27 protein-coding genes and 1 riboswitch are annotated in these 25,763 nt (G+C 73.1%); of the genes, 15 read left to right on the top strand and 12 right to left on the bottom strand.

Going from position 1 to position 25,763, the window contains the following annotated elements:
- Positions 1–40 precede the first annotated feature (40 nt).
- The 5 genes from AC1VWI_RS14445 (at position 41) to AC1VWI_RS14425 (ending at position 4,743) form a co-directional block, all read left to right on the top strand.
- A complete protein-coding gene (locus AC1VWI_RS14445) occupies positions 41–787 on the top strand; it encodes a lysophospholipid acyltransferase family protein (protein WP_499511398.1) in 747 nt (248 codons plus the stop codon).
- 113 nt (positions 788–900) lie between these two features.
- On the top strand, positions 901–2,061 hold the full coding sequence (macS, locus tag AC1VWI_RS14440) for a MacS family sensor histidine kinase (protein ID WP_499516809.1): 1,161 nt from the start codon (positions 901–903) through the stop codon (positions 2,059–2,061).
- A 17-nt stretch (positions 2,062–2,078) separates the two neighbouring features.
- Positions 2,079–2,738 carry a response regulator gene (locus tag AC1VWI_RS14435; RefSeq protein WP_431959998.1) on the top strand — a complete coding sequence of 220 codons (660 nt, stop codon included), beginning with the start codon at positions 2,079–2,081 and terminating at the stop codon, positions 2,736–2,738.
- A gap of 182 nt (positions 2,739–2,920) precedes the next feature.
- A complete protein-coding gene (locus AC1VWI_RS14430) occupies positions 2,921–3,949 on the top strand; it encodes a 6-phosphofructokinase (protein WP_499511397.1) in 1,029 nt (342 codons plus the stop codon).
- A 131-nt stretch (positions 3,950–4,080) separates the two neighbouring features.
- A complete protein-coding gene (locus tag AC1VWI_RS14425) occupies positions 4,081–4,743 on the top strand; it encodes a uridine kinase family protein (protein WP_499511396.1) in 663 nt (220 codons plus the stop codon).
- Positions 4,744–4,781: 38 nt separating this feature from the next.
- On the opposite strand, the gene AC1VWI_RS14420 is transcribed toward AC1VWI_RS14425, so the two are convergent.
- Complete coding sequence (locus tag AC1VWI_RS14420) at positions 4,782–6,725, bottom strand: anthranilate synthase family protein (protein ID WP_499511395.1); 1,944 nt, start codon at positions 6,723–6,725, stop codon at positions 4,782–4,784.
- 283 nt (positions 6,726–7,008) lie between these two features.
- Between AC1VWI_RS14420 and AC1VWI_RS14415 the strand changes: the two genes are divergently transcribed.
- Positions 7,009–7,593, top strand: a complete 585-nt coding sequence (locus AC1VWI_RS14415) for a Uma2 family endonuclease (RefSeq protein WP_499516808.1) — start codon at positions 7,009–7,011, stop codon at positions 7,591–7,593.
- A gap of 10 nt (positions 7,594–7,603) precedes the next feature.
- Here AC1VWI_RS14415 and erm read toward each other — a convergent pair whose 3' ends face one another.
- On the bottom strand, positions 7,604–8,356 hold the full coding sequence (gene erm, locus AC1VWI_RS14410) for a 23S ribosomal RNA methyltransferase Erm (RefSeq protein ID WP_499516807.1): 753 nt from the start codon (positions 8,354–8,356) through the stop codon (positions 7,604–7,606).
- A gap of 253 nt (positions 8,357–8,609) precedes the next feature.
- Here erm and AC1VWI_RS14405 point away from each other — a divergent pair, with 253 nt between their 5' ends.
- Positions 8,610–9,134, top strand: a complete 525-nt coding sequence (locus AC1VWI_RS14405; RefSeq protein ID WP_499511394.1) for an anthrone oxygenase family protein — start codon at positions 8,610–8,612, stop codon at positions 9,132–9,134.
- Here AC1VWI_RS14405 and AC1VWI_RS14400 read toward each other — a convergent pair.
- Entirely contained in the window at positions 9,085–9,600 is a 516-nt protein-coding gene (locus AC1VWI_RS14400; protein ID WP_499511393.1) for a hypothetical protein, read from the bottom strand. The genes AC1VWI_RS14405 and AC1VWI_RS14400 overlap by 50 nt on opposite strands.
- Before the next feature lie 280 nt (positions 9,601–9,880).
- On the opposite strand from AC1VWI_RS14400, the gene AC1VWI_RS14395 reads away from it, so the two are divergent.
- Positions 9,881–11,230: a class II 3-deoxy-7-phosphoheptulonate synthase gene (locus tag AC1VWI_RS14395; RefSeq protein WP_499511392.1), complete on the top strand. Its 1,350-nt coding sequence runs from the start codon at positions 9,881–9,883 to the stop codon at positions 11,228–11,230.
- A 133-nt stretch (positions 11,231–11,363) separates the two neighbouring features.
- Positions 11,364–11,672 (top strand): (2Fe-2S)-binding protein, encoded by a 309-nt coding sequence (locus AC1VWI_RS14390; protein WP_499511391.1) that lies wholly within the window; start codon positions 11,364–11,366, stop codon positions 11,670–11,672.
- A gap of 18 nt (positions 11,673–11,690) precedes the next feature.
- On the opposite strand, the gene bfr is transcribed toward AC1VWI_RS14390, so the two are convergent.
- Entirely contained in the window at positions 11,691–12,170 is a 480-nt protein-coding gene (gene bfr / locus AC1VWI_RS14385) for a bacterioferritin (RefSeq protein ID WP_499511390.1), read from the bottom strand.
- A gap of 161 nt (positions 12,171–12,331) precedes the next feature.
- Between bfr and AC1VWI_RS14380 the strand changes: the two genes are divergently transcribed.
- Positions 12,332–12,946 (top strand): sulfite oxidase-like oxidoreductase, encoded by a 615-nt coding sequence (locus AC1VWI_RS14380; protein ID WP_499511389.1) that lies wholly within the window; start codon positions 12,332–12,334, stop codon positions 12,944–12,946.
- 21 nt (positions 12,947–12,967) lie between these two features.
- On the opposite strand, the gene AC1VWI_RS14375 is transcribed toward AC1VWI_RS14380, so the two are convergent.
- From AC1VWI_RS14375 to thiO, 6 genes are all read right to left on the bottom strand, one after another.
- On the bottom strand, positions 12,968–13,474 hold the full coding sequence (locus AC1VWI_RS14375) for a DUF4396 domain-containing protein (protein WP_499511388.1): 507 nt from the start codon (positions 13,472–13,474) through the stop codon (positions 12,968–12,970).
- A gap of 86 nt (positions 13,475–13,560) precedes the next feature.
- Positions 13,561–14,466 carry a deoxyribonuclease IV gene (locus AC1VWI_RS14370; protein ID WP_499511387.1) on the bottom strand — a complete coding sequence of 302 codons (906 nt, stop codon included), beginning with the start codon at positions 14,464–14,466 and terminating at the stop codon, positions 13,561–13,563.
- Positions 14,454–16,352: a Stk1 family PASTA domain-containing Ser/Thr kinase gene (pknB, locus tag AC1VWI_RS14365; protein ID WP_499511386.1), complete on the bottom strand. Its 1,899-nt coding sequence runs from the start codon at positions 16,350–16,352 to the stop codon at positions 14,454–14,456. Before pknB ends, AC1VWI_RS14370 begins: the two co-directional genes overlap by 13 nt.
- A gap of 176 nt (positions 16,353–16,528) precedes the next feature.
- Positions 16,529–17,332, bottom strand: coding sequence for a thiazole synthase (locus AC1VWI_RS14360; protein WP_499511385.1), 804 nt, complete (start codon positions 17,330–17,332; stop codon positions 16,529–16,531).
- 4 nt (positions 17,333–17,336) lie between these two features.
- Complete coding sequence (gene thiS, locus AC1VWI_RS14355) at positions 17,337–17,555, bottom strand: sulfur carrier protein ThiS (RefSeq protein WP_499511384.1); 219 nt, start codon at positions 17,553–17,555, stop codon at positions 17,337–17,339.
- The gene (gene thiO / locus AC1VWI_RS14350) at positions 17,552–18,700 is read right to left on the bottom strand and encodes a glycine oxidase ThiO (RefSeq protein WP_499511383.1); all 1,149 of its coding nucleotides are present in this window, start codon (positions 18,698–18,700) and stop codon (positions 17,552–17,554) included. The genes thiS and thiO overlap by 4 nt, the downstream gene beginning before the upstream one ends.
- Positions 18,697–18,810, bottom strand: a riboswitch (TPP riboswitch). It overlaps the preceding gene by 4 nt.
- Before the next feature lie 82 nt (positions 18,811–18,892).
- Between thiO and AC1VWI_RS14345 the strand changes: the two genes are divergently transcribed.
- From AC1VWI_RS14345 to AC1VWI_RS14325, 5 genes are all read left to right on the top strand, one after another.
- Positions 18,893–20,095, top strand: coding sequence for an NAD(P)/FAD-dependent oxidoreductase (locus AC1VWI_RS14345; protein ID WP_499511382.1), 1,203 nt, complete (start codon positions 18,893–18,895; stop codon positions 20,093–20,095).
- 100 nt (positions 20,096–20,195) lie between these two features.
- A complete protein-coding gene (locus AC1VWI_RS14340) occupies positions 20,196–20,561 on the top strand; it encodes an Rv2175c family DNA-binding protein (protein ID WP_499511381.1) in 366 nt (121 codons plus the stop codon).
- Positions 20,562–20,607: 46 nt separating this feature from the next.
- On the top strand, positions 20,608–21,294 hold the full coding sequence (gene thiE, locus AC1VWI_RS14335; RefSeq protein WP_499511380.1) for a thiamine phosphate synthase: 687 nt from the start codon (positions 20,608–20,610) through the stop codon (positions 21,292–21,294).
- 96 nt (positions 21,295–21,390) lie between these two features.
- On the top strand, positions 21,391–22,308 hold the full coding sequence (gene metF, locus AC1VWI_RS14330; protein ID WP_499511379.1) for a methylenetetrahydrofolate reductase [NAD(P)H]: 918 nt from the start codon (positions 21,391–21,393) through the stop codon (positions 22,306–22,308).
- A gap of 56 nt (positions 22,309–22,364) precedes the next feature.
- Positions 22,365–23,333 (top strand): hypothetical protein, encoded by a 969-nt coding sequence (locus AC1VWI_RS14325; RefSeq protein WP_499511378.1) that lies wholly within the window; start codon positions 22,365–22,367, stop codon positions 23,331–23,333.
- Positions 23,334–23,472: 139 nt separating this feature from the next.
- On the opposite strand, the gene AC1VWI_RS14320 is transcribed toward AC1VWI_RS14325, so the two are convergent.
- Together AC1VWI_RS14320 and AC1VWI_RS14315 are read right to left on the bottom strand one after the other, a co-directional pair.
- Positions 23,473–25,002: a phytoene desaturase family protein gene (locus tag AC1VWI_RS14320; protein ID WP_499511377.1), complete on the bottom strand. Its 1,530-nt coding sequence runs from the start codon at positions 25,000–25,002 to the stop codon at positions 23,473–23,475.
- 10 nt (positions 25,003–25,012) lie between these two features.
- The gene (locus AC1VWI_RS14315; RefSeq protein ID WP_499511376.1) at positions 25,013–25,627 is read right to left on the bottom strand and encodes a DUF4126 domain-containing protein; all 615 of its coding nucleotides are present in this window, start codon (positions 25,625–25,627) and stop codon (positions 25,013–25,015) included.
- Between the last annotated feature and the right edge of the window lie 136 nt (positions 25,628–25,763).

Genomic DNA, 25,763 nt, shown 5'->3' with positions numbered 1-25,763 from the left:
TGGCGTTAAGGTCTTCCCGTCAGACACAGGAGGTCATCGGTTGTTGTACGGCGTGATGAAGATCGCCATCGGGCATCCCCTGCGGGCCGCGTTCCGGCCGTGGGTGGAGGGGATGGAGCACATCCCCAAGCAGGGAGCGGCGATCCTGGCGAGCAACCACCTGTCCTTCTCGGACTCCTTCTTCCTGCCGGCCGTGCTCGACCGCAAGGTCACCTTCATCGCCAAGGCCGAGTACTTCACCACGCCCGGCATCAAGGGCAAGCTCACCGCCGCCTTCTTCAAGGGCGTCGGCCAGCTCCCCGTGGACCGCTCCGGCGCGCGCGGCGCCGGCGAGGCCGCGATCAACAGCGGGATAAAGGTCATCGAGGCCGGCGAGCTCTTCGGCATCTACCCCGAGGGCACCCGCTCGCCCGACGGCCGCCTCTACCGCGGCAAGCCCGGCGGCCTGGCCCGCATCGCGCTCGCCACCGGCGCGCCCGTGATCCCGGTCGCCATGATCGACACGGAGAAGATCCAGCCGCCCGGCCAGGTCATGCCCAAGCTGATGCGCCCCGGCATCCGGATCGGCAAGCCGCTGGACTTCAGCCGCTACATGGGCATGGAGCACGACCGCTTCATCCTGCGCTCGGTCACCGACGAGGTGATGTACGAGATCATGAAGCTCTCCGGCCAGGAGTACGTGGACATCTACGCGACCGCCGCCAAGCGGCAGATCGCCGAGGCGGCGAAGAAGCAGCAGCAGCAACAGCAACAGCAACAGCAACAGCAACAGCACGGCGAGTCCTAGCCGGACGCGCCCGGGGGGAACGGGGGGGACGGCCCATGGCCGGGGAGAAGACCGGCGCGACCGGGGGGAGACCCGGCGGGTCCGCCGCCGCGCGGCCCGCACGCGTCACCCGCATGTCCGTCGAGCAGCCGCTGTGGCGCGCCCTCACCGGCTACCGGCTGCTGACCGCGGCGTACGCCATCGGGCTCTACGCCGCCGCGTACCACGAGCACGCACACCCCCTGGCGGGGGCGGCCTACATGGCGGTGCTCGCCGTGTGGACGCTGGCCACCGTCGGCAAGGTGAGCTCGCCCCAGCGCTGCACCAGGCCCTTCCTCATCGTCGACCTCGGCGTCGCGATCACCGGCATCCTCATCACCCCGGTCGTCGAGGCGCACCAGCGCATCCTCGACGGCGGCCCCACCCTCCCGTCGATCTGGACCGCCGGCTCCGTGCTCGCCTTCGCCATCAAGGGCGGCTGGCGCTGGGCCGCCGCCGCCTCCTGCCTCGTCGGCGGCGCCAACCTCGTCGAACGCGGCGCCCCGGCCCGTGACACCCTCCACAACGTGCTGCTGGTGGCCATCGCCAGCATCGCCATCGGGTACGTCGTCGAGGTCGCCCGCGCCAGCGAACGCACCCTCGCCCGCGCCCTGCAGATCGAGGCCGCCACCCGCGAGCGGGAGCGCCTGGCCCGCGACATCCACGACAACGTGCTGCAGGTGCTCGCCATGGTGCAGCGGCGCGGCGCCGAGATCGGCGGCGAGGCCGAGGCCCTGGGCCGCATGGCGGGCGAGCAGGAGGCCGCCCTGCGCGCCCTGGTCACCGACGGCGCCGCCGCCCTGCCGTCCCCCCGCGGTGCCACCGGCACCGATGCCGACGCCGATACCGGCGCCGGCCAGGACCCGGACGCGCCCCGCGACCTGCGCCCGCTGCTGTCCCCGTACGGCAGCGCCCGGGTCACCGTCGCCGCCCCCGGCACCCCCGTCCTCGTCCCGGCCCGCGCCGCACGCGAACTCGCCGCAGCCGTGGGCGCCGCCCTGGAGAACGTCCGCCGGCACGCCGGCGAGGACGCCCACGCCTGGATCCTGGTCGAGGACGAACCCGAGGCCGTACTGGTCAGCGTCCGCGACGACGGCCCCGGCATCCCCGAAGGCCGCCTCGCCGCCGCCGAGGCCGAGGGCAGACTCGGGGTCGCCCAGTCCATCCGCGGCCGGCTCCGGGACCTCGGCGGCACGGCGGAACTGGTGTCGGTGCCCGGGCAGGGGACAGAAGTCGAGTTGAGGCTCGCGAAGTGAGGGAGGAGATTGGGCTCATGGCGGTGAAGGTGATGGTGGTCGACGACCACCCCATGTGGCGGGACGCGGTGGCCCGCGACCTCACCGAGGCCGGATACGTGGTGGTCGCCACCGCCGGCGACGGTCCGGAGGCGGTGCGGCGCGCCAAGGCGGCCATGCCCGAGGTACTCGTCCTCGACCTCAACCTCCCGGGCCTGTCCGGTGTCCAGGTCTGCAAGGACGTCATCGCGGACAACCCCGCCCTGCGGGTCCTGGTGCTCTCCGCCAGCGGCGAGCACGCGGACGTCCTGGAAGCCGTGAAGTCCGGCGCCACCGGCTACCTGCTGAAGTCCGCCGGCCGCGAGGAACTCCTCGACGCCGTCCGCCGCACCGCCGTCGGCGACCCCGTCTTCACCCCCGGCCTCGCCGGCCTCGTCCTCGGCGAGTACCGCCGCCTCGCCTCCGACCCCGCCCCCGCCGCGGCCGACACCCCCGAGGCGCCCCGCCTCACCGACCGCGAGACCGAGGTCCTGCGGCTCGTCGCCAAGGGGCTCAGCTACAAGCAGATCGCCGAACGGCTGGTCATCTCCCACCGCACGGTGCAGAACCACGTCCAGAACACCCTCGGCAAGCTCCAACTCCACAACCGCGTCGAACTCGTCCGCTACGCCATCGAACGCGGACTGGACGAGGAATAGCCCCGACGCCACCTTCGGGGGCGCGCCCGCTCAAGTGCCGCGCGCCGCCCGGAAGGGTGAAATCGGCGGACCAACATCCCCGCGGATCAAGGGATTTCACCGAACGGCCCATCCCACCTGTGACGCCGGTCACGCTAGCGTCGTGGACGCAGGCAAATGGTGCGAACGGGAAGGGATGGATCATGCGAGTTGGCGTGCTGACCGGCGGCGGAGACTGCCCCGGGCTCAACGCGGTCATCCGTGCCATCGTGCGCAAGGGTGTCCAGGAGTACGGATACGAGTTCACCGGTTTCAGGGACGGCTGGCACGGCCCCCTCGAGGGCGACACCGTGCCGCTCGACATCCCCGCCGTGCGCGGCATCCTCCCGCGCGGCGGCACGATCCTCGGCTCGTCCCGCACGAACCCGCTCAAGGCGGAGAACGGCGTGCGCCGCGTCAAGGAGAACCTCGCCAAGTACGAGGTCGACGCACTCATCGCGATCGGCGGCGAGGACACCCTCGGTGTCGCCACCGCCCTGTCGGACGAGTACGGCGTCCCCTGCGTCGGCGTGCCCAAGACCATCGACAACGACCTGGCGGCCACCGACTACACCTTCGGCTTCGACACCGCCGTCAACATCGCCACCGAGGCCATCGACCGCCTCCACACCACCGCCGAGTCGCACATGCGCGTCCTCGTCGTCGAGGTGATGGGCCGCCACGCCGGCTGGATCGCCCTCCACTCGGGCCTCGCCGGCGGCGCCAACGCCATCCTCATCCCCGAGCAGCGCTTCGACGTCGACCAGGTCTGCGCCTGGGTGGAGAGCCGCTTCAAGATCCGCTACGCGCCCATCGTCGTGGTCGCCGAGGGCGCCATGCCCAAGGACGGCGACATGGTGCTCAAGGACCAGTCGCTCGACTCCTTCGGCCACGTCCGGCTCTCCGGCGTCGGCGAGTGGCTCGCCAAGGAGATCGAGAGGCGCACCGGCAAGGAGGCCCGCACCACCGTCCTCGGCCACATCCAGCGCGGCGGCACCCCCAGCGCCTTCGACCGCTGGCTCGCCACCCGCTTCGGCCTGCACGCCATCGACGCGGTCCGCGACCAGGACTGGGGCAAGATGGTCGCCCTGCGCGGTACGGACATCGTCCGCGTCCCGCTGCGCGACGCGACGGCCCAGCTCAAGACAGTCGATCCGCGGCTCTACACCGAGGCGGCCGTCTTCTTCGGGTAAACACGGCGTTTCCCCGGCGCCGTCTGCGCTTTCCCCGCTTGCCATGGGCGATCACGCGGCCGTACATTCCCTGCACCCGGCTTGTCCGGCCGCTTCGTCTATCCCCCTTGAGCACATGAGGAGCGCCCGGCATGACGGGTGTACTGGCGGTCGCAGGCGGCACCGCATCCGGCAAGTCCACCCTTGCCGAGGCCCTGTCGCTGCAGTGTCCCGAGAGCATCGCACTGGTCCATCTGGACGACTACTACGTGCCCGCGCACGATTCCCTCAGGGGCGTGTGGACGGTCAGCGCCGGCGGGCACGCCATCCTCGACTGGAACCACCCCGGCTCCATCGACGAGGCCGCCGTCAGCGCCGCGATCGACGCGGCGCTGGCCCGGCCCGGCGTGCGCCTCGTGGTGGTCGAGGGCCTGTTCGCCCTGACCCTGCCGTCGGTACGGGAACGGGCGGACTGGCGGGTGTACGTGGACGCCCCCGACGACGTCCGGCTGGCCCGCAAGATCCTCCGCAAGATCGAGGTCCAGCGGCAGGACCCCCGGCTGTCCCTGTTGAACTACCTGCAGAGCGGACGGGACCGCCACGTCGCCCACGTCGCCCCTTCGCGGGCGCTGGCCGACCTCGTGGTGGACGGCCTCACCGAGGGCCCGGACATGGTGGCGGCGGTCCTGGCTCTCATCGGCCCGCTCCTGTCGCCCGTCCCCGGGCCCGCGCCCGACCCGGTCCCCGCCGCCCGCCCCCGCCGGCCCCGCGCGGTCACCCCGCGGACGCACCAGTTCCCGGCGGCCGCGGTCTGACCTGCCGGGGCCGCGTGCGGGGCGGCGGGACGCGGGTGTCAGCCCGCCACCGTCACCCCCGCCAGGAGGTCCGCCACGATCGCCGTGCCGTTCAGCGTGAGCACGGACTCGGGGTGGAACTGGACGCCCGCGAAGCCCGGGCCGCGCAGGGCGTGGACGTCGCCGGTGGCGGGGTCGCGGCTCAGTTCGATGCGGTGCATGGCGAGCTCCTCCGCCGTCGCGTCGTCGCAGCGGGCGGTGAAGGAGTTGTAGAACCCCACGGTCTCCGCCTTCCCGAACAGGTCGACGGATGTCTGCGCGCCCTGAAAGGGGACGTCCTTGCGGACGATGTCGAGGCCGAGTTCGGCGGCGATCAGTTCGTGGCCGAGGCAGACCCCGAGCAGGCCGTGCCGGTGGCCGCGGACGAGTCCGGAGGCGAGGCCGCGCAGGAGGGCCATCCTGGGGTCGCCGGTGTCGCAGGGGTCGCCGGGGCCCGGACCGAGGACGACCGGGCCCTGGTGCGCGAGGGCGGTCTCGCGCAGTCCCGGGGCGTCGAAGCGGCGCACGGTGACCTGCAGCCCGGACGACCTCAGCACGTGCGCGAGCATCGCGGTGAAGGTGTCCTCGCCGTCCACCACGAGGGCGTGCCCGGTCAGCGTGCCGGGCTGCTCCGCGGTGCGCATGCGCAGCCAGAACGGGGCCAGGTTCCGGCGGCGTCCGTCCAGCGCGGCCCGCACCCGGATGTCGTCGCCGAGCGGTGGCCGGTCCGCCGCCGGGCCCTGCGCCCGTCCGGGCCGGACCCCCAGCGCGGCCAGCACGGCCGCCGCCTTCGCGTGCGTCTCGGCGACCTCCGCGTACGGGTCGGAGCGCCGCACCAGGGTCGCGCCCACCGGGACCTTCAGGCCGCCCGCGGCGTCGACGTCCGCGGTGCGGATCAGGATGGGCGAGTCCAGGGTCTGTGCCCCGCCCGCGTCCCGACCGATCAGGGCGAGGGCGCCGGCGTAGTAGCCGCGGCCGCCCGGCTCGTGGCGCTCGATCACCCGGCAGGCGTTCTGCACCGGCGAGCCGGTCACCGTCGCGGCGAACATGGTCTCGCGCAGCACGTCCCGCACGTCCATGCTGCTGCGGCCGCGCAACTCGTACTCGGTGTGTGCCAGGTGCGCCATCTCCTTCAGGCGCGGGCCGACGACGACGCCGCCGAGGTCGCCGACGGTGCACATCATCTTCAGTTCCTCGTCGACCACCATCGTCAGCTCCTCCACCTCCTTGGCGTCCCGCAGGAAGGCGAGCAGCCCCTCCGCGTCCGGCCCCTGCGCGGGGTAGCGGTAGGTGCCGCTGATGGGGTTCATGACGACCGTCCCGCCGGCCATCCGCACGTGCACCTCGGGGCTGGCGCCGACCAGGGTCCGCTCCGGGGTCCGCACGACGAACGTCCAGTAGGCGCCGCGCTCGCCGTCGAGCAGCCGGCGGAACAGCGCGAGCGCGTCGGCCGCCGCGAACCCCGGGATCTCGCCGCGGAAGGTGCGCCGGATGACGAAGTTCGCGCCCTCGCCGCGCCCGATCTCGTCCTCGATGACGCGCTCCACGATCCCGGCGTACGTGTCGTCGTCGACGTCGAAGGCCCCGCCTTCCACGCGCACCGCGTGCGCGGGCAGGGCCGCCATGAGCTCGGGCAGCGGCAGCTCGTACGTCTCACGGGGGCGCAGCACGACCAGCGGCGTCCCGTCGTCGCGCACGTCGAAGCCGCGCTCCCTGATCTGCCGGTACGGCACCAGCGCCAGTGCGTCCACCGTGGGTCGCTCCCCTTCGGGCGCCCCGGTCGGCAGCGCGATGCCGGCCAGCCGCTCCGCCGTCGTGACCGGGCCGAGCAGCACTTCGACGGTGTCCGTGTCCCGGCCGGGCGCTCTGCGCCTGAGCAGCGCGAAGGGCGGGCACGCGGGGTCCAGCAGCCGTTCGACGAGCGCGGCGGCGGGGGGTGCGGCGGCGGGATCGTGGTTCTCCACGGCGGTTCCTTCCGGTCTTCGGCGAGGGAAGGGACGGCCGCGCAAACACCGAAGGCCGCCCCTCGGGCGGCCTGAGCGTCTGCTTCTGCGTACGCGCTGCTAGTGGGCCGCCGGATCCGCGGTCCACCACCACTGCAGGTGCGTCTGCTGCGCGTACATGTTCCGCACCCTAACGCATCCGCCCACGACGCGGCGGCCCCGCTCACGCTTTCGGGGCATCGTGGGGACGTGGGGCCCCGGTACTCTCGGGGATGCGTCCAGAATCCCGTCCATGGGAGGAACCATGACCGCCGAACCGCTGCCGGCCTGGGCGATTCCGCCGCGTGGCGGCTTCACCTCGGACGACCTGGACCGCATTCCCGACCTCCCGCCGCACACGGAGTTGATCGACGGGAGCCTGGTGTTCGTGAGCCTGCAGAAGAGCTTTCATTCGGCGGCCATGTATCTGCTGGAGCAGGGCTTGCGAGCGGCGGCCCCGGAGAACCTGCGGGTGCGGCGGGAGATGAGCGTCGTGCTGAACCGGCGCAACCGGCCCGAGCCGGATCTGGTGCTGGTGCGTGCCGAGGCCGCGAGCGACGGCGCGGACGAGACGGGGTACCAGGCGGCCGACGCCGTGCTCGTCGTCGAGGTGGTCTCACCCGACTCCGAGGAGCGGGACCGCAAGCGCAAGCCGCAACTGTACGCCGAGGCGGGCATCCCGCACTTCTGGCGGGTCGAGAAGGGCGAGGGCCGGCTCCCCGTCGTCTACGTCTTCGAACGGGAGTCGGCCACCGGCACCTACGTCGCCACCGGCATCCACCACGAACGCCTCAAGGTGTCCGTGCCGTTCGCCGTGGACATCGACCTCGCGGAGATCGAGCGGCTGTAGCCGCCGCCCCTCACCTCACCAGCCGCCACAGGGACGCCCACTGCCTCGCCGTGAGGTCCTTGGGGAGGGCGTGCGGGGGGACGCGTTCGGCACGCAGCCAGTCGCGCAGCGCCGTGCGGTCGAAGTGGCCGGTGCGGGCGAGGACTTCGCGCAAACCACGGCCCGGGCCGGTGAACACCCGCTGGACGAAGGCCTGGTAGGCGCGGCGGTCGCCGGTGACGAGCGGCTGCGGGCGCCGGGTCATGGTCAGCAGTCCGCCGTCGACGGAGGGTGCCGGGCGGAAGGCGCGGGCGGGGACGCGGGAGTGGAGGGTGAAGTCGTACCAGGGCCACCAGGAGGCGGTGAGCATGCTGGCGCCGCCGACGCCCGCGCGGCGGCGGGCGACCTCCCATTGGACGAGCAGCACCGCGCACTCCCACCGGTCGGCGGCCAGGACGCGCCGCATGATGGTGGTCGTCAGGTGGAAGGGCAGGTTGCCGACGATCACGTGCGGTTCGCGCGGGAAGCGGTAGCGCAGGACGTCGGTGGTGACGACGTGCGCGCCGCGCGGGAGCCGCCGCTGCAGGCGCTGTGCGCGCCCCGGGTCGATCTCCACGGCCGTCAGGGGGCGGCCGGTGCGGCTGAGGGGGAGGGTCAAGGCGCCGTCGCCGGGGCCGATCTCGACGATGGGTCCGCTGGTGGCGGCGACGAGGGCCTCGATGGAGGCGATGACGGTGCGGTCGGTGAGGAAGTTCTGGCCGAGCTCGTGCCGGCCGCCCACCATGGACCGGTGGTGAGGCATGGGTGTGCACTCCGCGACATAAGAGGTTCCGACGATGGACCCGATGCCGCGGCGAAGAGCGCCGCGGCTATGCCCGGCGCAGCCTGATGTAGTAGGTGCAACCCATGGGCCGCACGGTATCCCGGCCCCGTCCGGTTCCGCACGCGGTTTTCCGCGCTCTCCGTGTGGACGCTCGCGTATGGGACGGAGCGTCCGGGCCATGTTCCGTCTCACCAGGCGCGGCTTCACTGGTCGCATGACTTCCCGAGACGCCGTCCTCGTCGCGGCCACCGTCGCCGTCGGCCTCATGGCCGGGCTCTTCTTCGCGTTCTCCGTCGCCGTCATGCCGGGTCTGGCCAAGGCGGCCGACCGTACGCTCGTCGACGCGATGCAGCGCATCAACATCGCCATCCAGAACGGCTGGTTCCTGCTGGTCTTCGGCGGTTCGCTGCTGCTGTGCGCCGCCGCGGTGGCGCTCTGCCTGCGCGACGCAGGCCGCGGTCCGCTCCCGTGGGTGATCGCCGCGACCGTGCTCTACCTGGCGGTGCTCGTCGTCACCTTCGGCGTCAACATCCCGTTGAACGACCGGCTGGACGCGGCGGGCGACCCCGGGAGCCTCGCCGATCCCGCCGCCGTGCGCGAGCGGTTCGAGGCGGCCTGGGTCCGCTGGAACCTGGTGCGCACGCTCCTGTGCACGGCGGCGCTGGGCTGCCTGGGCCAGGCGCTCGTCCTCAGCGGCCGCGCCGCCGTGGAAGCGGCGCGTCGCACAGGGCGCATGTGAAGTCGTCGTCCTTGACGAGGTTGCGCTCGCCGCACCGCGGGCAATGCCGGAAGACGACCGCCTGCGTGAACCAGCCGGGGCGGGTGAGCCCCGCCCGGTCGAGGGCTTCCGCCAGCGCGGGCCAGGACGCCTCGGCGTCGGGGCAGTAGCCGGTCGACTGGTTGCCGACCTCGGTCACCTCCCACCCGCCGTCCTCCCGCGCGGCGAACGTGATCTCCCCGGCGGCCAGCACGGGCCCGCCCCCGGCGCACGCCACGTGCTCGCTGCGGCGCGGCGCCAGACGGAGCGTGCCGGTCGAGTCGACGACGTAGGTGAAGGGCTCCTCGCGGTCGGCGGCGGCGCCATCCAGCCACTGCCGGACGTCGTCCGCTGACCGCACCGCCCGGCCCGCCGCGTCGGGCCGCACCACGGCGGCCCGGATGTCGTCCGGTCCCACGTACCTGAACGCCTCCGACGGTGTCGGCATGACGGCGGCCCCTCCCGTCCGGGCTTCGGTGTGCGGGCCGAGCGTACGACCCCGGACGCGGGCCGTCTCACTGGGTGGACTCCGCGGTGGCGGCGTGGGCCGGACGCGCCGTCGCCGTACGCCGGGCGGCGCCGGCGCGCGGGGCCGGGGAGGGCCCGCCCTCCGGGCTCCGCAGGCCTGTGCCGGGCGGGTCGGACGGGGCTCCGCGGAGGTCACTCGGTCGTCTCATCCTCTGGTCCGATGCGCAAAGGAACGGACACGACCACGTAATGTGGGCTGCGTGACCGTGAACGCTGAAACCCACGCCGGGCGCCAGACCTGGCGCTCACTGCCCGCGGCGCAGCAGCCTGAGTACCCCGACCCCGAGGCTCTGCGCGAAGTGATCGCGGACCTCGAGTCGTATCCGCCGCTCGTCTTCGCAGGCGAGTGCGACCAGCTGCGCGACCGCCTGGGGGCCGTGGCCCGGGGTGAGGCGTTCCTGCTGCAGGGCGGCGATTGCGCGGAGGCCTTCGACCAGATCGGGGCCGACCAGATCCGCAACAAGCTGAAGACGCTGCTGCAGATGGGCGCCGTCCTCACCTACGCCGCGTCCGTGCCGGTCGTGAAGGTGGGCCGGATCGCCGGTCAGTACAGCAAGCCGCGTTCGAAGCCGACGGAGACCCGGGGCGGGGTGACCCTCCCGACCTACCGCGGTGACTCGGTCAACGGCTTCGAGTTCACCGAGGCGGCCCGCGTGCCGGACCCGGAGCGGCTCAAGCGCCTGTACAACGCGTCCGCCGCGACGCTGAACCTCGTCCGGGCCTTCACCACCGGCGGCTACGCCGACCTGCGTCAGGTGCACGCCTGGAACCAGGACTTCGTGAAGTCCTCGCCGTCCGGGCAGCGCTACGAGGCCCTGGCCCGGGAGATCGACGGCGCGCTGAACTTCATGCACGCCTGCGGCGCGGACCCCGAGGAGTTCAAGACCGTCGAGTTCTACGCCTCGCACGAGGCGCTCCTGCTCGACTACGAGTCGGCGCTGACCCGCGTGGACTCCCGCACCGGCCGGCTGTACGACGTGTCCGGCCACATGGTCTGGATCGGTGAGCGCACCCGTCAGCTCGACCACGCGCACATCGAGTTCGCCTCGAAGATCCGCAACCCGCTCGGCGTGAAGCTCGGCCCGACGACCACGCCCGAGGAGGCGCTGGCGCTGATCGACCGGCTGGACCCGGACCGCGAGCCCGGCCGGCTGACCTTCATCACGCGTATGGGCGCCGGCAAGGTGCGCGAGCTGCTGCCGAACCTGGTGGAGAAGGTCACGGCCTCGGGCGCGCAGGTCGCCTGGGTGTGCGACCCGATGCACGGCAACACCTTCGAGGCGGCCTCGGGTCACAAGACGCGCCGTTTCGACGACGTGCTCGACGAGGTCAAGGGCTTCTTCGAGGTGCACCACGGCCTCGGCACCCACCCGGGCGGCATCCACGTGGAGCTCACCGGCGACGACGTGACCGAGTGCGTGGGCGGCGGCGACGAGATCTTCGTCGACGACCTGCACCAGCGCTACGAGACGGCCTGCGACCCGCGGCTCAACCGCAGCCAGTCGCTCGACCTGGCGTTCCTGGTGGCGGAGATGTACCGCGGCCAGTAGCGGCGGCCGTCCCTGCGGACCCTGAGAGGGGCGCGGATCACATCGATCCGCGCCCCTCGTCGGTTTTCAGCCACTCGCCCGGCGGGTAAGGTTAGGTTAACCTCAGGCCGGGATCGAGAGAGAGGGGAACCGCGTGTACGTCTGCTCATGCTTCGGCATCACCGAAGAGCAGGTCAAGCAGCATGCGGACGCCGGCCGCTGCACCCCTCGCCAGATCGCCTCCGCCTGCAAGGCGGGCACGGACTGCGGTTCCTGCGTGCGCCGGATACAGGCGCTTCTCGGCCGCGGCGACGGCTGTGCCACCCGTACGAAGCTCGACACGGCGAAGCCCGGAGCGCCCGCGGAACCCCTCGGTGCCCCCGCGCCGGCCTCCCTGCCGGTCCCGCCCGCACTGCCGGTGCCGGTCGTGGTCCCGCTGCCCGCGGCGGCCAGCGCCGCCTGAACGGCTGCGGCCCGGCCGTCAGCTGTCGGGCTGCTCGATGAGCTGGGCGATGTACAGCGGCTCCCCGAGCTTCTCGATGAGTTCGAGCTGGGTGTCCAGGTAGTCGATGTGGTGCTCCTCGTCGGCGAGGATGTCCTCGAAGATGTTGGCCGACGTGATGTCGCCCTTCGCCCGCATGACCTCGATGCCGCGCTTGAGGCGGTCGATCGCCTCGACCTCGACCTGGCGGTCGGCCTGGAACATCTCGGTGACGGTCTGCCCCACCCGGACGTGGAAGAGCCGCTGGTAGTTCGGCAGTCCGTCGAGGAAGAGGATGCGGTCGGTCAGCACCTCGGCATGCTTCATCTCGTCGAAGGACTCGTGTCGCGTGTACTTGGCGAGCTTTGTCCAGCCCAGGTTCTCCTGCATCTTGGCGTGCAGGAAGTACTGGTTGATCGCCGTCAGCTCGCCCGTCAGCTGCTCGTTCAGGAACTCGATGACCTCGGGGTCGCCCTGCATGGCAAGCCCGTCCTTTCCGGAGGAATCCACACGATGGGCGCATCTTCGCACCGCCGGTGGAAGCGATCCAGTAAGTTCACACTTACTCCGGTGGCCCGGGTTGTCATACTTTGACCTGGTGCTGGTCGGTAGCACTGCATCCGGTCTGTCACCATGGACGCATGGGTCAGTCCGAACGCCGCGAAGGGGAGCTTCCTCCCGGACAGCGGCTCCAGCGGGGCTGGCCGGTCACCCACTACGGTCCGGTGCCCAGGTTCAAACCCGAGCGCTGGGAGTTCCAGGTCTTCGGCGCCACCGCGGACGGCGGCAAGCGTGCGTGGGGCCACGAGGAGTTCGCCGCGCTGCCGTACACGACGGTCACGGGCGACTTCCACTGCGTGACCAAGTTCAGCATGCTCGGCGTCGAGTGGGGCGGTGTCTCCACCGCCGAGATCCTGCGGCTGGCGCCGCCCGCGCCGGACGTCACGCACGTCATGGTGTGGGCCGAGTACGGCTTCAGCTCCAACCTGAGGCTGGCGGACTTCGCCGACCCCAAGTCGATATTCGCGACCCACCGCGGCGGCGAGCCGCTGACCGCGGAGCACGGCTTCCCGGCCCGGCTCGTCGTGCCCCACCTCTACGCCTGGAAGGGCCCCAAGTGGGTCAGGGGCGTGGAGTACATGACGTCCGACCGCCGGGGCTTCTGGGAGGAGCGCGGCTACCACAACCTCGGCGACCCCTGGAGCGAGCAGCGCTACTCGTACCAGGAGGAGCCCGGCGACGGGCCGGAGCTGTAGCCGCCGGGCCTCGGCAGTGGGTCAGTGGTACCGGTGGACGACCGCGTGTCCCTTGCCGCGGCCGATCATCCACTTGTTGACGGGTGCGGTCACCAGGAAGGCGACCACGAAGGCCAGCGCGAGGCTGATCCAGAACAGCGCGTCCGACAGCGTGGCGTCCATCGCGCCCGGGAACAGCAGGATCGTCCCGTTGTCCGCGAGTTCCATGAAGACGATCGAGACGGTGTCGGCGGCGAGCGCCACCCGTACGGCGCTGCGCAGGTCAAGGCCGGCCCGCAGGACGCCGCGCATGGTGAGCGAGTAGCCGAAGACGAAGGCCAGGACGATCGCCAGGGTCATCGTCGGGACGTTGTGCCAGCCGAGGGCCGTGCCGATCAGCATGCCGAGGACCTCGCCGATCGCACAGCCGGTGAGGCAGTGCAGCGTGGCCTGGACGGCGGTGCCCCAGGAGGCCGGGCCGGTGTGGTGGGCCGCCGTGTGGTGCTCGTGGTGGGACTGATGCCGGTGGGAGTGCTCGACGTGCTGCATCCTGTGCCCCCCAGGGATGAGTGCGGGTGTCTCGTCGTGCTCGACGCTCAACGCATTACCCCCCTGGGGTATTCCCGCCGATCCGGTCAGACCGGGCGCAGCGACTTGAGCACGGCCACGTCCGTGGCCATCCCGGTGCCCTTGGGGCCGCCGTTCGGCGTCTCCACGACAAGCGGCACGCCCTGCGTGGCGGGGTGCCGGAACAGCTCCCCGAAGGCGGTGGCACCGATGTGACCGGCGCCGATGTTCTCGTGGCGGTCCTTGTGGGCGCCGGTGACGTCCTTGGAGTCGTTGGCGTGGACGAGCTTCAGCCGCCCCTCGCCGACCGTCGCCACCAGCTCGTCCAGGACGGCCTTGACCCCGCCGGCCGCCGCGAGGTCGTGCCCGGCCGCGAACACATGACAGGTGTCCAGGCAGACCCCCAGCCGCGGGTGGTGGTCCAGGGCGTCGAAGTACGGGCCCAGGTCCTCCACCAGCGAGCAGAGCGAGAAGCCCTGCCCCGCGGTCGGTTCCAGCAGCAGCCACGGGTCGTCGTCGTGCGTCAGTTCCTCCAGCAGCGGCAGCATCCGCTCACGTACCTGCGCCAGCGCGGTGGCCCGGGAACGGCCGCCGGTCGCCGACCCGGTGTGCACGACCGTGCCCAGGGCGCCGATCGCCCGCCCGCGGCGCAGCGAGTGGCGCAGCGAGTCCACCGAGTGGTCGACCGTCGCCTCGGTGTGCGAGCCGAAGTTGATCAGGTACGGCGCGTGGACGTACGCGGGGAGTCCCTGCGCGGCGCAGCGCTCGCGGAACTCCTCGTCCTGGCGCGGACTGCCGGGCGGGGTCGCCCACCCGCGGGGGTTGGCGACGAAGACCTGCACGGTCTCGGCGCCCATCCGCGCGGCCTCCGCCAGCCCGGTGGTGGCCAGCCCACCGGCCACGGCGACGTGGCCGCCGACAGGGTTGCGGAGCGCGGCGGCGGCGCCGCCATCGGACGTGACTATCGCACCCACAGTGTGATCGTGCTGCCCTTCGGTGCCTCGGTGCCGCCGGCGGGCGACTGGTTGTTGACCTGGCCGGTGAAGAAGAACTGGATGACGCGCACGTCGAAGCCCGCGGCCTCCAGCTTCGCCTTCGCCTCGTCGACGTCCAGGCCCTGCACGTCCGGTACCACGACCATCTCCTGGCCCTTGGAGACCTGCAGCGTGACCGTGTCACCGGCCGCCAGCCGTGTGTTGGCGCCGGGCGTCTGCCCGGCGACCGCGCCCTCGTCCGCCTGGTCGGAGTAGACCTGCCGCGGGTCCACCTTGACCCGCAGCCCGGCGTCCTCCAGCTGCCGGCGGGCGTCCTCCAGCGGCTGCCCGACCACGTCGGGGGCGTCGACGGGCGCGCCCTTGCTCACCACCAGCGACACGGCCGAGTCCGGCCGGCGGCTCGCGCCCGAGCCGGGGTCGGTGGAGATCACCCGGCCCCGCGGCACCTCGCCGCTGAACTCGCGGGAGACCGTCCCCGGGCTCAGTCCGGCGGCCTTCAGCCGCCGCTTCGCCTCCGCCAGCTCCTCGCCCACCACGCCCGGGACCTTCACCCGCTCCGGGCCCTTGGACACGGTGATCGTCACCGTGCCGTTGTCGCGGATGCGCTCGCCCGTGCCCGGGTCGGTGGAGGCCACCTTGCCCTTGGTCATGGTGGGGTCGAACGCCTCGACGACCTCGACCCGCAGCCCGGCGTCGCGCAGCTGGCGCTCCGCCTGCGCCTGCGGCAGCCCGACGACGGCGGGGGTCCGGGTGAACTGGCCGTCGTTGATGTACCAGATGCCCGCGCCGACGCCGAGGATCAGCAGCAGGGTCGTCACGACGGCGATGGCCCCGCGACGCCGCCGGGGCCGGGTCGACGTCCGGGACGCCGCCCGGGGCTGCTGCCGGGTCGGCTCGGGCGAGAACTCCAGGCGCGCGGTGCGGTGCACCACCGTCGTCGGTTCCTCGGCGCCGGCCGGTGCCGCGGGGGCGTGCGCGGGGGTCCGCGCGCCCGGTGGCACCAGGTCCAGCTGCTCGGGCGTCATGCCCTGGCGCACCGCGTGCAGCCGCCGCAGCAGCTCCGCGGCGTCGGCCGGACGCCGGGCGGCGGCACGCGCGGTCGCCTCGGCCACCAGCGCGTCCAGCTGCGGGGGCAGCCCGGGGGAGGCGGCGGACGGGGCGGGCACGTCCTCGTTCACCAGCTGGTAGACCACCTGCACGGGCGTCCCGCCGGTGTGCGGCTTGCGGCCGGTGAGCATCTCGTAGAGCAGCACCCCGCACGCGTACACATCGGTGCGCTCGTCGGTCGTGGGGCTCTCGACCTGCTCCGGCGCCATGTACGAGACCGTGCCGAGGACACCGCCGGCGGAGGTGTTGGTGTGCGTGCCCGCGATCCTGACCAGGCCGAAGTCCGCCACCTTGACGCGGCCGTCGTCGCCTATGAGGACGTTCTCCGGCTTCATGTCGCGGTGCACCAGCCCCGCGCGGTGCGCCGCGCCGAGCGCGGCCAGCACGGGCTCCAGGATGTCCAGCGCGGCGCGGGGCGGCAGGGCGCCGCGGTCGCGCAGCACGTCGCGGAGGGTGCAGCCCGCGATGTACTCCATGGCCAGGTAGACGTAGGTGCCGTCGGCGCCCTGGTCGTAGACCTGGACCACATTGGGGTGGTCGAGGCGCGCCACGGTCTTCGCCTCGCGGATGAAGCGCTCCACGAAGCCGGGCTCGGCGGAGAGGGCGGGGTGCATGACCTTCAGGGCCAGCACCCGGTCCAGGCGGGTGTCCAGCGCCCGGTACACCGTCGCCATGCCGCCGACCGCGATCCGGGACTCCACCCGGTAGCGGCCGTCGAGCGTCTGCCCGACGAGCGGGTCCTGAAGCGTCGTATCCACGAAGGTGCAGTTTACGGTGCCGACATGACCCTTCTGGGCTAACCCGCCCAAGTTGTACCTCACCCGTGCGGTACCGCGACCGCCCCGTGACCCGCGCTGCCACGTGCCACCGGGCGGGAGCGGCCCCGGTCCGGCGCGGGCCCCCGCAGGTCGCGGCAGGGTGCCCGGGCCACGGGTCAGCAGGCGCCGAAGGCGGGGCGTTCGGGGTCGAACGTGGCGAGTCCCACAGCCGGCGAGGACGCGTTCGCGTGGTGGCGGCGGGGGATGCGCCCCGCCCGGTACGCCAGGCGCCCGGCGTCGACGGCGTGCCGCATGGCCTCGGCCATGAGCACCGGTTCCCTCGCCCGGGTGACGGCGGAGGCCAGCATGACGGCCGCGCAGCCCAGCTCCATCGCCAGGGCCGCGTCCGAGGCCGTCCCGGCACCCGCGTCCAGGATCACCGGCACCGTCGCCCGCTCGACGATCAGCTCGAAGTTGTGCGGGTTGCGGATGCCGAGCCCCGATCCGATGGGCGAGCCCAGAGGCATGATCGCCGCGCAGCCCGCGTCCTCCAGCTTCCGGGCGAGCACCGGGTCGTCGTTGGTGTACGGCAGCACCGTGAAGCCGTCGTCCACGAGGGTCTCCGCCGCGTCCAGCAGCTCCACCGGGTCCGGCAGCAGGGTGCGCTCGTCGGCGATGACCTCCAGCTTCACCCAGTCCGTGCCCAGCGCCTCGCGCGCCAGGCGGGCGGTGAGGACGGCCTCGCCCGCGGTGTAGCACCCGGCGGTGTTCGGCAGCACGCGGATGCCGTGCCGGGCGAGCACGGACAGCACGGAGCCCTTGACCGTGGGGTCCAGCCGCCGCATGGCGACGGTGGTCAGCTCGGTGCCGGAGGCCAGCAGCGCCTGCTCCATGACCTCCAGGCTGGGCGCCCCGCCCGTGCCCATGATCAGCCGGGATCCGAAGGCGGTGCCGCCGATGGTCAGCGGGTCGTCGGCCATGGGGTCAGCCTCCCTGGACTGCGGTGAGGACCTCGACGCGGTCGCCGTCGCGGAGCGGGGTCGCCGGCCACTGGGCGCGCGGGACGACCGTCTCGTTGAGCGCGGCCGCCACTCCGGACGGGGCGACCGTCAGGGTCGCGACGAGGCGGTCGAGGGTGACGCCCTCGGCGACCTCCCGCGCCTCGCCGTTGACGGAGACGGACAGAAGGAGGGGCCCGGTCATGCGTGCTGCTCCTGGAGGGCGAAACGGTCGGGGGAGAAGGGCCGGGCCTTGGCGGGGACCTCCGACCCGGTGAGCACCTCGGCCATCACGTCCCCGGTCAGCGGGGTCAGCAGCACGCCGTTGCGGTGGTGGCCGGTGGCCAGCACCAGTCCGTCCAGCGCGCCGCGGCCGAGCACCGGGGCGTTGTCGGGCGTGCCGGGGCGCAGGCCCGCCTGCGTCTCGGTCAGCGGGAGTTCGGTGATGCCGGGGAGCAATTCGTGGGCGTCGCGGAGCAGTTCGTACACCCCGCCGGCGGTGACGGTGGTGTCCCAGCCCATTTCCTCGCTGGTGGCGCCGACGACCAGCTCGCCGTTCTCGCGCGGGACCAGGTAGACGTGACCGCCGCGGACCACGGCCCGTACCGTCCGCGACAGGAACGGCGCGTACGCCGCCGGCACCCGCAGCCGCAGCACCTGCCCCTTCACCGGCCGTACGGGCGGCAGCGCCCGTGCGGGCAGCCCCTCGACCCGGCCGCTGAGGCTCCCGGCGGCCAGCACCACCTGCCCGGCGGCGATCCTGGTGCCGTCCTCCAGGACCACCCCGTGGGCGCGGTCGCCCGTCACGTCCACCCGCGCCACCCGCGACCGCCGGAACTCCACCCCGGACAGCTCGCAGGCGCGCACCAGCGCCGCGGCCAGCCGCCGGGGGTCGATCTGGTGGTCGCCGTCGACCCGCAGCCCGCCGTGCACGCCGGGGGCGAGCATCGGCTCCAGGCGGCGGCACTCACGGCCGCTGAGCCACTGCGACGCCAGGCCCAAGGACTCCTGGAAGGAGTGGAGTTCGCGCAGCTGCGCCCGGTCGTCGGCGTCGAGGGCGACGGCGAGGGTGCCGCACGTGCGGTAGCCGAGGTCGAGCCCCGTCGTCTCCTCCAGCTCGGCCACGAAGGACGGATAGCGGCGCGCCGCCGCGAGGTTGAGCTCCAGCAGCGGCTGCTCGCCGTACTGCACCTCCGTGACCGGCGCCAGCATCCCCGCGGCCACCCGGGCCGCCCCGCCGCCCGGTTCGGGGTCCGCGACCGCCGTGCGCAGGCCGCGCCCGCGGGCCCGCCACGCGGTGACCAGTCCGATGATCCCGCCGCCGACCACGACGACGTCATGACGGTGCATGATGTTCCCGCTCCTCCCTTCGCCGGCATGACCCGGATCAGGTTCGTACGGTCGGCGGCCGCTCCAGCCGCCCTCTCAGCCCGGTGCGCCGGGCTCCCGCGAGTGCTCCTGATCCACCTTAGTACGCGCCATCCGCGGCGAGTAGGGCACCGGTACCGGCGGGCGGCGCCCCCGCGGCGTTACGGTGATCGCGTGACCAGCAGCGAGCAGCGCGTCGTCGTCGTCGGGGCCGGGATGGCCGGAGTGCAGACCGCCGTGTCCCTGCGCGAGCAGGGCTGGGGCGGGACGATCACGCTGATCGGCGCGGAGCCGCACGCCCCCTACGACCGGCCGCCGCTGTCCAAGGGCGTGCTCTTCGGCGCCGAGGAGGGCCCGGCGCTGGACGTCGACTTCGCGGGGATCGAGGTCGAACTGCTGCTCGGGCGGCACGCGAGCGCCCTGCGCCCCGGGGAGCGGCAGGTCCACACCGACGCCGGCCCGGTCGGCTACGACAAGCTCGTCCTGGCCAGCGGCGCCGAGCCGGTCATGCTGCCGGGCAGCGAGGGCACGCCGGGCGTGCACGTGCTGCGCACCCTGGACGACGCCACCGCGCTGCGCCCGGTGCTGGAGAACCGGCACCGGGTCGTGGTGGTCGGCGCGGGCTGGATCGGCGCCGAGTTCGCCACCGCGGCACGTCACGCCGGGTGCGAGGTGACCGTCGTCGAAGCCGCCGACCACCCGCTCGCCGGGGTGCTGCCCGAGCACATCGCCGAACGGATGCGCGGCTGGTACGCGGAGGAGGGCGTGGAGCTGCGCACCGGCGCGGTCGTCTCCTCCGTCGAGCCGGGCGCGGTGCGCCTGGCCGACGGCAGCGTGCTCGCCGCCGAGGCGGTCGTCATCGGGATCGGCGCCCGGCCCGCCACCGGGTGGCTGGCCGGCTCCGGCGTCGAGCTGGGGCCGGACCGCTCGGTCCTGGCCGACGACCGGCTGCGCACCTCGGTGCCGGACGTGTACGCGGTGGGGGACTGCGCCTCCTTCCCGTCGGCGCGGTACGGGGAGCGGCTGCTGATCCACCACTGGGACAACGCGGTGCAGGGGCCGCGCACGGCCGCCGCGAACATCCTGGGCGGCGACGAGCCCTACGACCCCGTCCCCTACTTCTGGTCGGAGCAGTTCGGGCGTTTCGTGCAGTACGCCGGGTACCACGTGGACTCCGACCGCATGCTGCTGCGCGGGGACCCGGACGGGCCCGCCTGGTCGGTGCTGTGGCTGCGCGACGGCCAGCTGGTCGCGCTGTTCGCCGTGGGCCGGCCGCGCGACCTGGCGCAGGCCCGCAAGCTCATCGCCCGCGGCGTCCACCTCGACGACACCCTGGCCGCCGACCCTGCGGTGCAGCTCCGGGCGGCGGTCGTCTGACGCCCGTGGTGGTCTCGGAGGCGTAGCGGACCCGTCAGGACGGAGCAACGGGTGCCCTGAGCGGTTCCATGGTGTCGGTCCGGGATGGCACGCTTGTCCTGTGACCGAGATCGACGCAAAGATTGACTCCCTCGTCCCCTCCTGGCTGTACGTCCCCGATGTCGCCGAGCGCCTCGGCGTGGAGGTGACCCGGGTCCGCCAGCTCATCAAGGAGGGCCAGCTCATCGCCGTGCGCCGCGGTGAGAACCGGGTGCTGATGATCCCCGCCGACTTCATCGGCGAGGAGAAGATCGTGAAGGGCCTCGCGGGTACCCTCACCCTGCTCAAGGACGACGGGTTCAGCGACGAAGAGACCCTGGAGTGGCTGTTCACCCCGGACGAGAGCCTGCCCGGCACCCCCGTCCAGGCGCTGCGCGACAACCGCGGCACCGAGGTGAAGCGCCGCGCCCAGGCACTCGCCGTCTGACCGAACGACCCGCCACCGCCGCAGCCACCCGAGGGGACCCGCCCGTATGAGCACGCGTACGAGCACGAGCACCAGCACGGGCGTCCGCGCCCAGCTCGCCGACGCCCGGCTCTACCTGTGCACCGACGCGCGCAAGCGCCACGGCGGCCTGGAGGAGTTCGCGGCGTTCGCGGACGCCGTGCTGGCCTCCGGGGTCGACGTCATCCAGCTGCGCGACAAGAGCCTGGAGGCCCGCGAGGAGCTGGACTACCTCGCGGTCCTCTCGGAGGAGTGCGGACGGCACGGCAGGCTGCTCGCGGTGAACGACCGTGCCGACGTGGCGCACGCCGCCGGGGCGGACGTCCTGCATCTGGGCCAGGGCGACCTGCCCGTGCAGGCCGCCCGCGCGCTCCTCGGCGACGAGGTGGTCATCGGGCGGTCCTGCCACTCCGAGGCCGAGGCGGCCGCGGCCGCCGTGGAGCCCGGTGCGGACTACTTCTGCACCGGGCCGGTGTGGCCCACCCCGACCAAGCCCGGCCGGCCCGCGCCGGGCCTCGGCCTGGTCCGGTACGCGGCGGGCCTGGGCACGGACCGGCCGTGGTTCGCGATCGGCGGGATCGACCTGTCCAACGTGGAGCAGGTGCTCGACGCCGGGGCCCGCCGGATCGTGGTCGTACGGGCCGTCACCGAGGCGGCCGACCCGGGGGCCGCGGCGGCCGAGCTGGCCAAGCGGGTGCGCTCCTACGAGGGCTGAGCGAGGGCCCGTGCCGGGAGTACGGGATGTCCAAGGGATGGACATTTGGGCGTCGTCTGTTGGGACGGCCCAGTCCTCGCCGATAGCCTGAGGCCCATGGCCCTCGGAACCGCCTCCACCAGGACCGATCACGCGGTCACCATCCGTGAGCTGCTGGCCTCCGGCGAGCGCTCGTACTCCTTCGAGTTCATGGCGCCGAGGACCGAGAAGGGCGAGCGGACCCTGTGGAACGCGATCCGCCGCATCGAGGCCGTGGGCCCCACCTTCGTCTCCGTCACCTACGGCGCGGGCGGCAAGTCACGCGAAGGCACGGTCCGGGCGACCGAGCGGATCGCCTCCGACACCACCCTGACCCCGGTGGCCCACCTGACCGCGGTCGACCACTCCGTCGCCGAGCTGCGCAACATCATCGGCCAGTACGCCGACGCGGGCATCCGCAACATGCTCGCGCTGCGCGGCGACCCGCCCGGCGACCCCATGGGGGAGTGGCTGCGGCACCCGGAGGGCGTCGACCACGCCTACGAACTGGTCCGGCTCATCAAGGAGTCGGGCGACTTCTGCGTGGGTGTCGCCGCCTTCACCGAGATGCACCCCCGCTCGACCGACTGGGAAAGTGATACGCGTCACTTCGTCGAGAAGTGCCGGGCGGGCGCGGACTACGCCATCACCCAGATGTTCTTCAACGCCGAGGACTACCTGCGCCTGCGTGACCGCGTCGGGAAGGCGGGCTGCGAGACCCCGATCATCCCCGAGATCATGCCGGTCACGAACGTGAAGCAGATCGAGCGCTTCGCCCAGCTCGGCAACGCGCCTTTCCCGCAGGAGCTCGCGGACCGTATCCTCGCGGTCAAGGACGATCCGGCCGCGGTGCGGGCGATCGGGGTCGAGTACGCGACCGAGATGTGCCGGCGGCTGATGGCCGAGGACATCCCGGGACTGCACTTCATTACCCTTAATCACTCCACGGCGTCGTTGGAAATCTACGAGAATCTGGGACTGCACCAGAGGTCGTGAGGGCGGACCCGCCGCCCCAGTGGGCCGACGACGGTGAACGGTGAGGAAGTGCGCTCATGGCCTACACAGTGCTCTACATCGCCTTCGGGGTGGTCGCGCTGTGGCTGCTCGGTGAAGTGCTCCTGCAGTACAAGGCGCGGCTGAGGTGGCGGCTGCTGGCCTTCGCGGGGTTCCTTGGTGTCGTCCTGGGCGTCTACCTGCCCTCGGTCCTCGTCATCGTGGCCGGTGCCGTCGCCTTCGGCGCGGGCCAGACCTTCGTCACGCTCTCCTACCGCCGCGGCTTCGTCGAGGGTTGGGCACTGCGCTCCCCCAAGGAGGGCGCCGACGACGAGGACGACGAGGAGGCGCCGCCGCTGCCACGCCGTGCCGCCGGCCGCCGCGGCCGGGGCGCGCAGCGCGACGAGCTGCCGGACGACGGTCTGGCGACGCCGTACGAGGAGCCCGCGGGCGACTCCCAGGCCGGTGCGGGCGTCGGGCAGTCCTACGACAGCTACGCCGCTGCCGGCCCGGCCGCGGCGGCACCCGCCGGGATGGACTCCACGCAGGTCTACCAGCCCATGCCCATGCACGAGGACAGCGGCGAGTACCCGATGTACAACGGGCAGCCGAACTACGCCCAGGACCCGTACGCGGGCGCCGGTTACCAGGACTACGCCGCCACCACCGGCTACGGCGACTGGAACAGCGGCCAGCAGCAACAGCAGCCCGCGGCCGCCTCGTACGACGCCTACGGACAGCAGCAGCAGACCGGCGGCTGGGAGCAGCAGCAGACGGCGGCCTACGGCACCTACGCGGGCGGCTACCAGGACCCGTACCAGGGGCAGGGCCAGGGGCAGGGCCAGGGCCAGGGCACCCAGCAGCAGTACGGCTACGACACCCCGGCGGGCGGCGTGTGGGTGCCGCAGCAGGGCGGGGAGCAGCAGCCCTACGTCCCGCAGCAGCAGAACACCTACGACCAGCAGGGGCAGCAGCAGGGGCAGCAGCAGGGCCAGTACGACCCGTACGACCCCTACCGCTACAACTAGCGCCCACGGGCGGCGGCCCCGTCAGCCGGAGCCGACCCGCTCCAGCCCGAAGTCCAGCAGCCCGGCGTCGCCGAGGACCTCCACGTCCACCGGCGGCGACGGGCTATCGGCGGTGTCCGGGCGGTGCGGGACGCGTGCCTCAGCGGCTGCCGCCGGGACCGCCCGCTATGAGGTCGGCGGCGATGGCACCGGACATGCCGGTGTGGGCGAGGCCGCCACCGGGGTGGGACCAGCCGCCCACCAGGTACAGACCGGGGACGAGCAGCCGGTTGCCGGGGTGCAGATGTGCCCCGTCCGCGCCGGCCAGGGCGGGGCGGGGGAGCCGGCCGCCCGGGGTGCCCGTCTCCTCCTCGGTGTCGGCGGGCGTGTGCACGGCCCGCCACAGCAGGCGGTCCGTCAGATCGGGCAGGACCGCGGCCGCGGCCTCCTGCGCCGCGTCCGCGACGCGCTCGGCCGTACCCGGCGCCCGCCAGTCCACCCCCGAGAGGCCGTGGGGCGGGACCGTGACGCTCAACGTGACCGACTCCGAGGCGTCGTCGGGCCGCAAGGTGTCGTCGTCGGGGCGCAGCACGGTGACCGTCGGGCGGTCGTACAGCTCGCCCCGCGCCAGCGCAGCCGCCTCGGTCTCCAGGTCCGCGGTGTGGACGACCGTGCGGTGCACGGCGTCCGAGGGCCGGGCCCCGCGGAGCGCCAGGCAGACCGTGAGGCGCCCGGGGCCCTCGCAGCGGGGGCCGGGACCGATGCCGTCCCACACCTGGTCGGCGCCCTGGACGCCCCCGGCGCCGTGCGCCAGCAGCGGGGGCAGCAGCCACGGGGCGACACCGGCGACGACCGTGTCGGCCTCCACCCTTGTGCCGTCGGCGAGTTCGAGCCCGGCCGCGCGGCCGTCCTTCTCCACGATCCCCGCGACCGCGGTCCCGAAGTGGAACTCCACCCTCCGCGCCACGCACCGGGCGTGCACGGCGTCGGCCAGCGCCCGCATGCCGCCGTGCACGTACCAACTGCCGAAGGTCTGCTCCAGGTACGGCAGCACGGTGGCGCTGCCGGGCGCGGTGCGCGGGTCGAAGCCGTACGCCAGGGCGTAGGAGCCGAGCAGCGCGGCGAGCCGCGGATCGTCCAGTTCGCGCCGGGCGACGTCGGCCAGGGTGGGCGCGCCGCGCCGGAACAGCCCCCGCCGCACGGGAGGCGCCGGATACGGATCGCGGCCGAGCGCGGCCGGGTCGCCGGCGAGCGCGTCCTCCAGCAGGGGGCGGCGCGTGGCGTCCCACACCTCCCGGGCCCGCACCAGCAGCTCGCTCCAGCGCTCGCCCGCGCCGGTGCCGAGCGCCGCGTCCAGGGCCGCGACGACCCCGCCGCGGGACGCGTTGGGCAGCGACACGGACGTGCCGTCGGAGAAGAGGTGGCGGCTCGCCGGGTCGACCTGGCGCAGCGCGACGCTGTCCTCCAGGCTCTCCCTGCCGGTCTTGACGAACAGGTCGCGGTAGACGGCGGGCAGGTGCAGCAGGCCCGGGCCGGTGTCGAACCCGAAGCCCGCGCGCTCCAGCCGCCGCACACCGCCCCCGTGGGTGCCGGCCCGCTCGTACACCGCCACCCGGTGCCCGCCGGTGGCGAGCCGGGCGGCGGCAGCCATGGCGCCCATCCCCGCGCCGATCACCGCAATCCGTGCCATGAACGGGACTCTAACCCCAGCCACCGACAACGCCGCGACCGGCCTTGCGGCGTTCCCTGCGGGCCTTCCAGCGCTGCCAGGCACGGCGGATCCGCGACAGTATGAAGATCACCGTGATGACGCCCAGCACGAGCAGCACGGCCGCGATGCTCGCCGCGGCCACCGGGTGGAAGAGCGCGAAGACGATGATCGCGGCGACGCCGACGTCCTCCGCGAGGCTGATCACGATGTTGCTCACGGGCTCCGGCGAGGTGTTGACGCCCATGCGGAGCCCGGCCTTCACCAGATGGCTCACCAGCGCCGTCGTGCCACCGACCGCGCCCGCGGCGAGCTGCGGCAGCGAGCCGTCCTGCCCGGCCAGCAGGGCCGCCACCACGCCGCCGGCGACCGGCCGGATCGCGGTGTGCACGGCGTCCCACGTGGTGTCGACGTAGGGGATCTTGTCCGCGACCGCCTCGCAGAGGAACAGGATCCCCGCGGCGATCAGCACGTCGGTGCGCTCCAGGGCGGGCGGCACCTGGTCGCTGACGCCCGTGGCGCCCATCAGGCCCAGCAGGAAGACCACGGCGTAGGCGTTGATCCCGCTCGCCCAGCCGCTGGTGAACACGAGCGGAAGTACCGACATGGGCCGTGATGCTACCGAAGCCCTGGAAGACCACCGCGGCCTTTGAGCGATACGACCCGGTCATGAGTACCTGTACTCAGACCCCCACTTGAGTACCCGCACGGATGAGCGCGGGGCGGCCCGGACGCCAAGGTGG

Source organism: Streptomyces sp. TOM-9, assembly GCF_056858595.1.
Note: the sequence above shows the minus strand (reverse complement) of the source record. Positions and strands in the feature narration are given on the sequence as shown.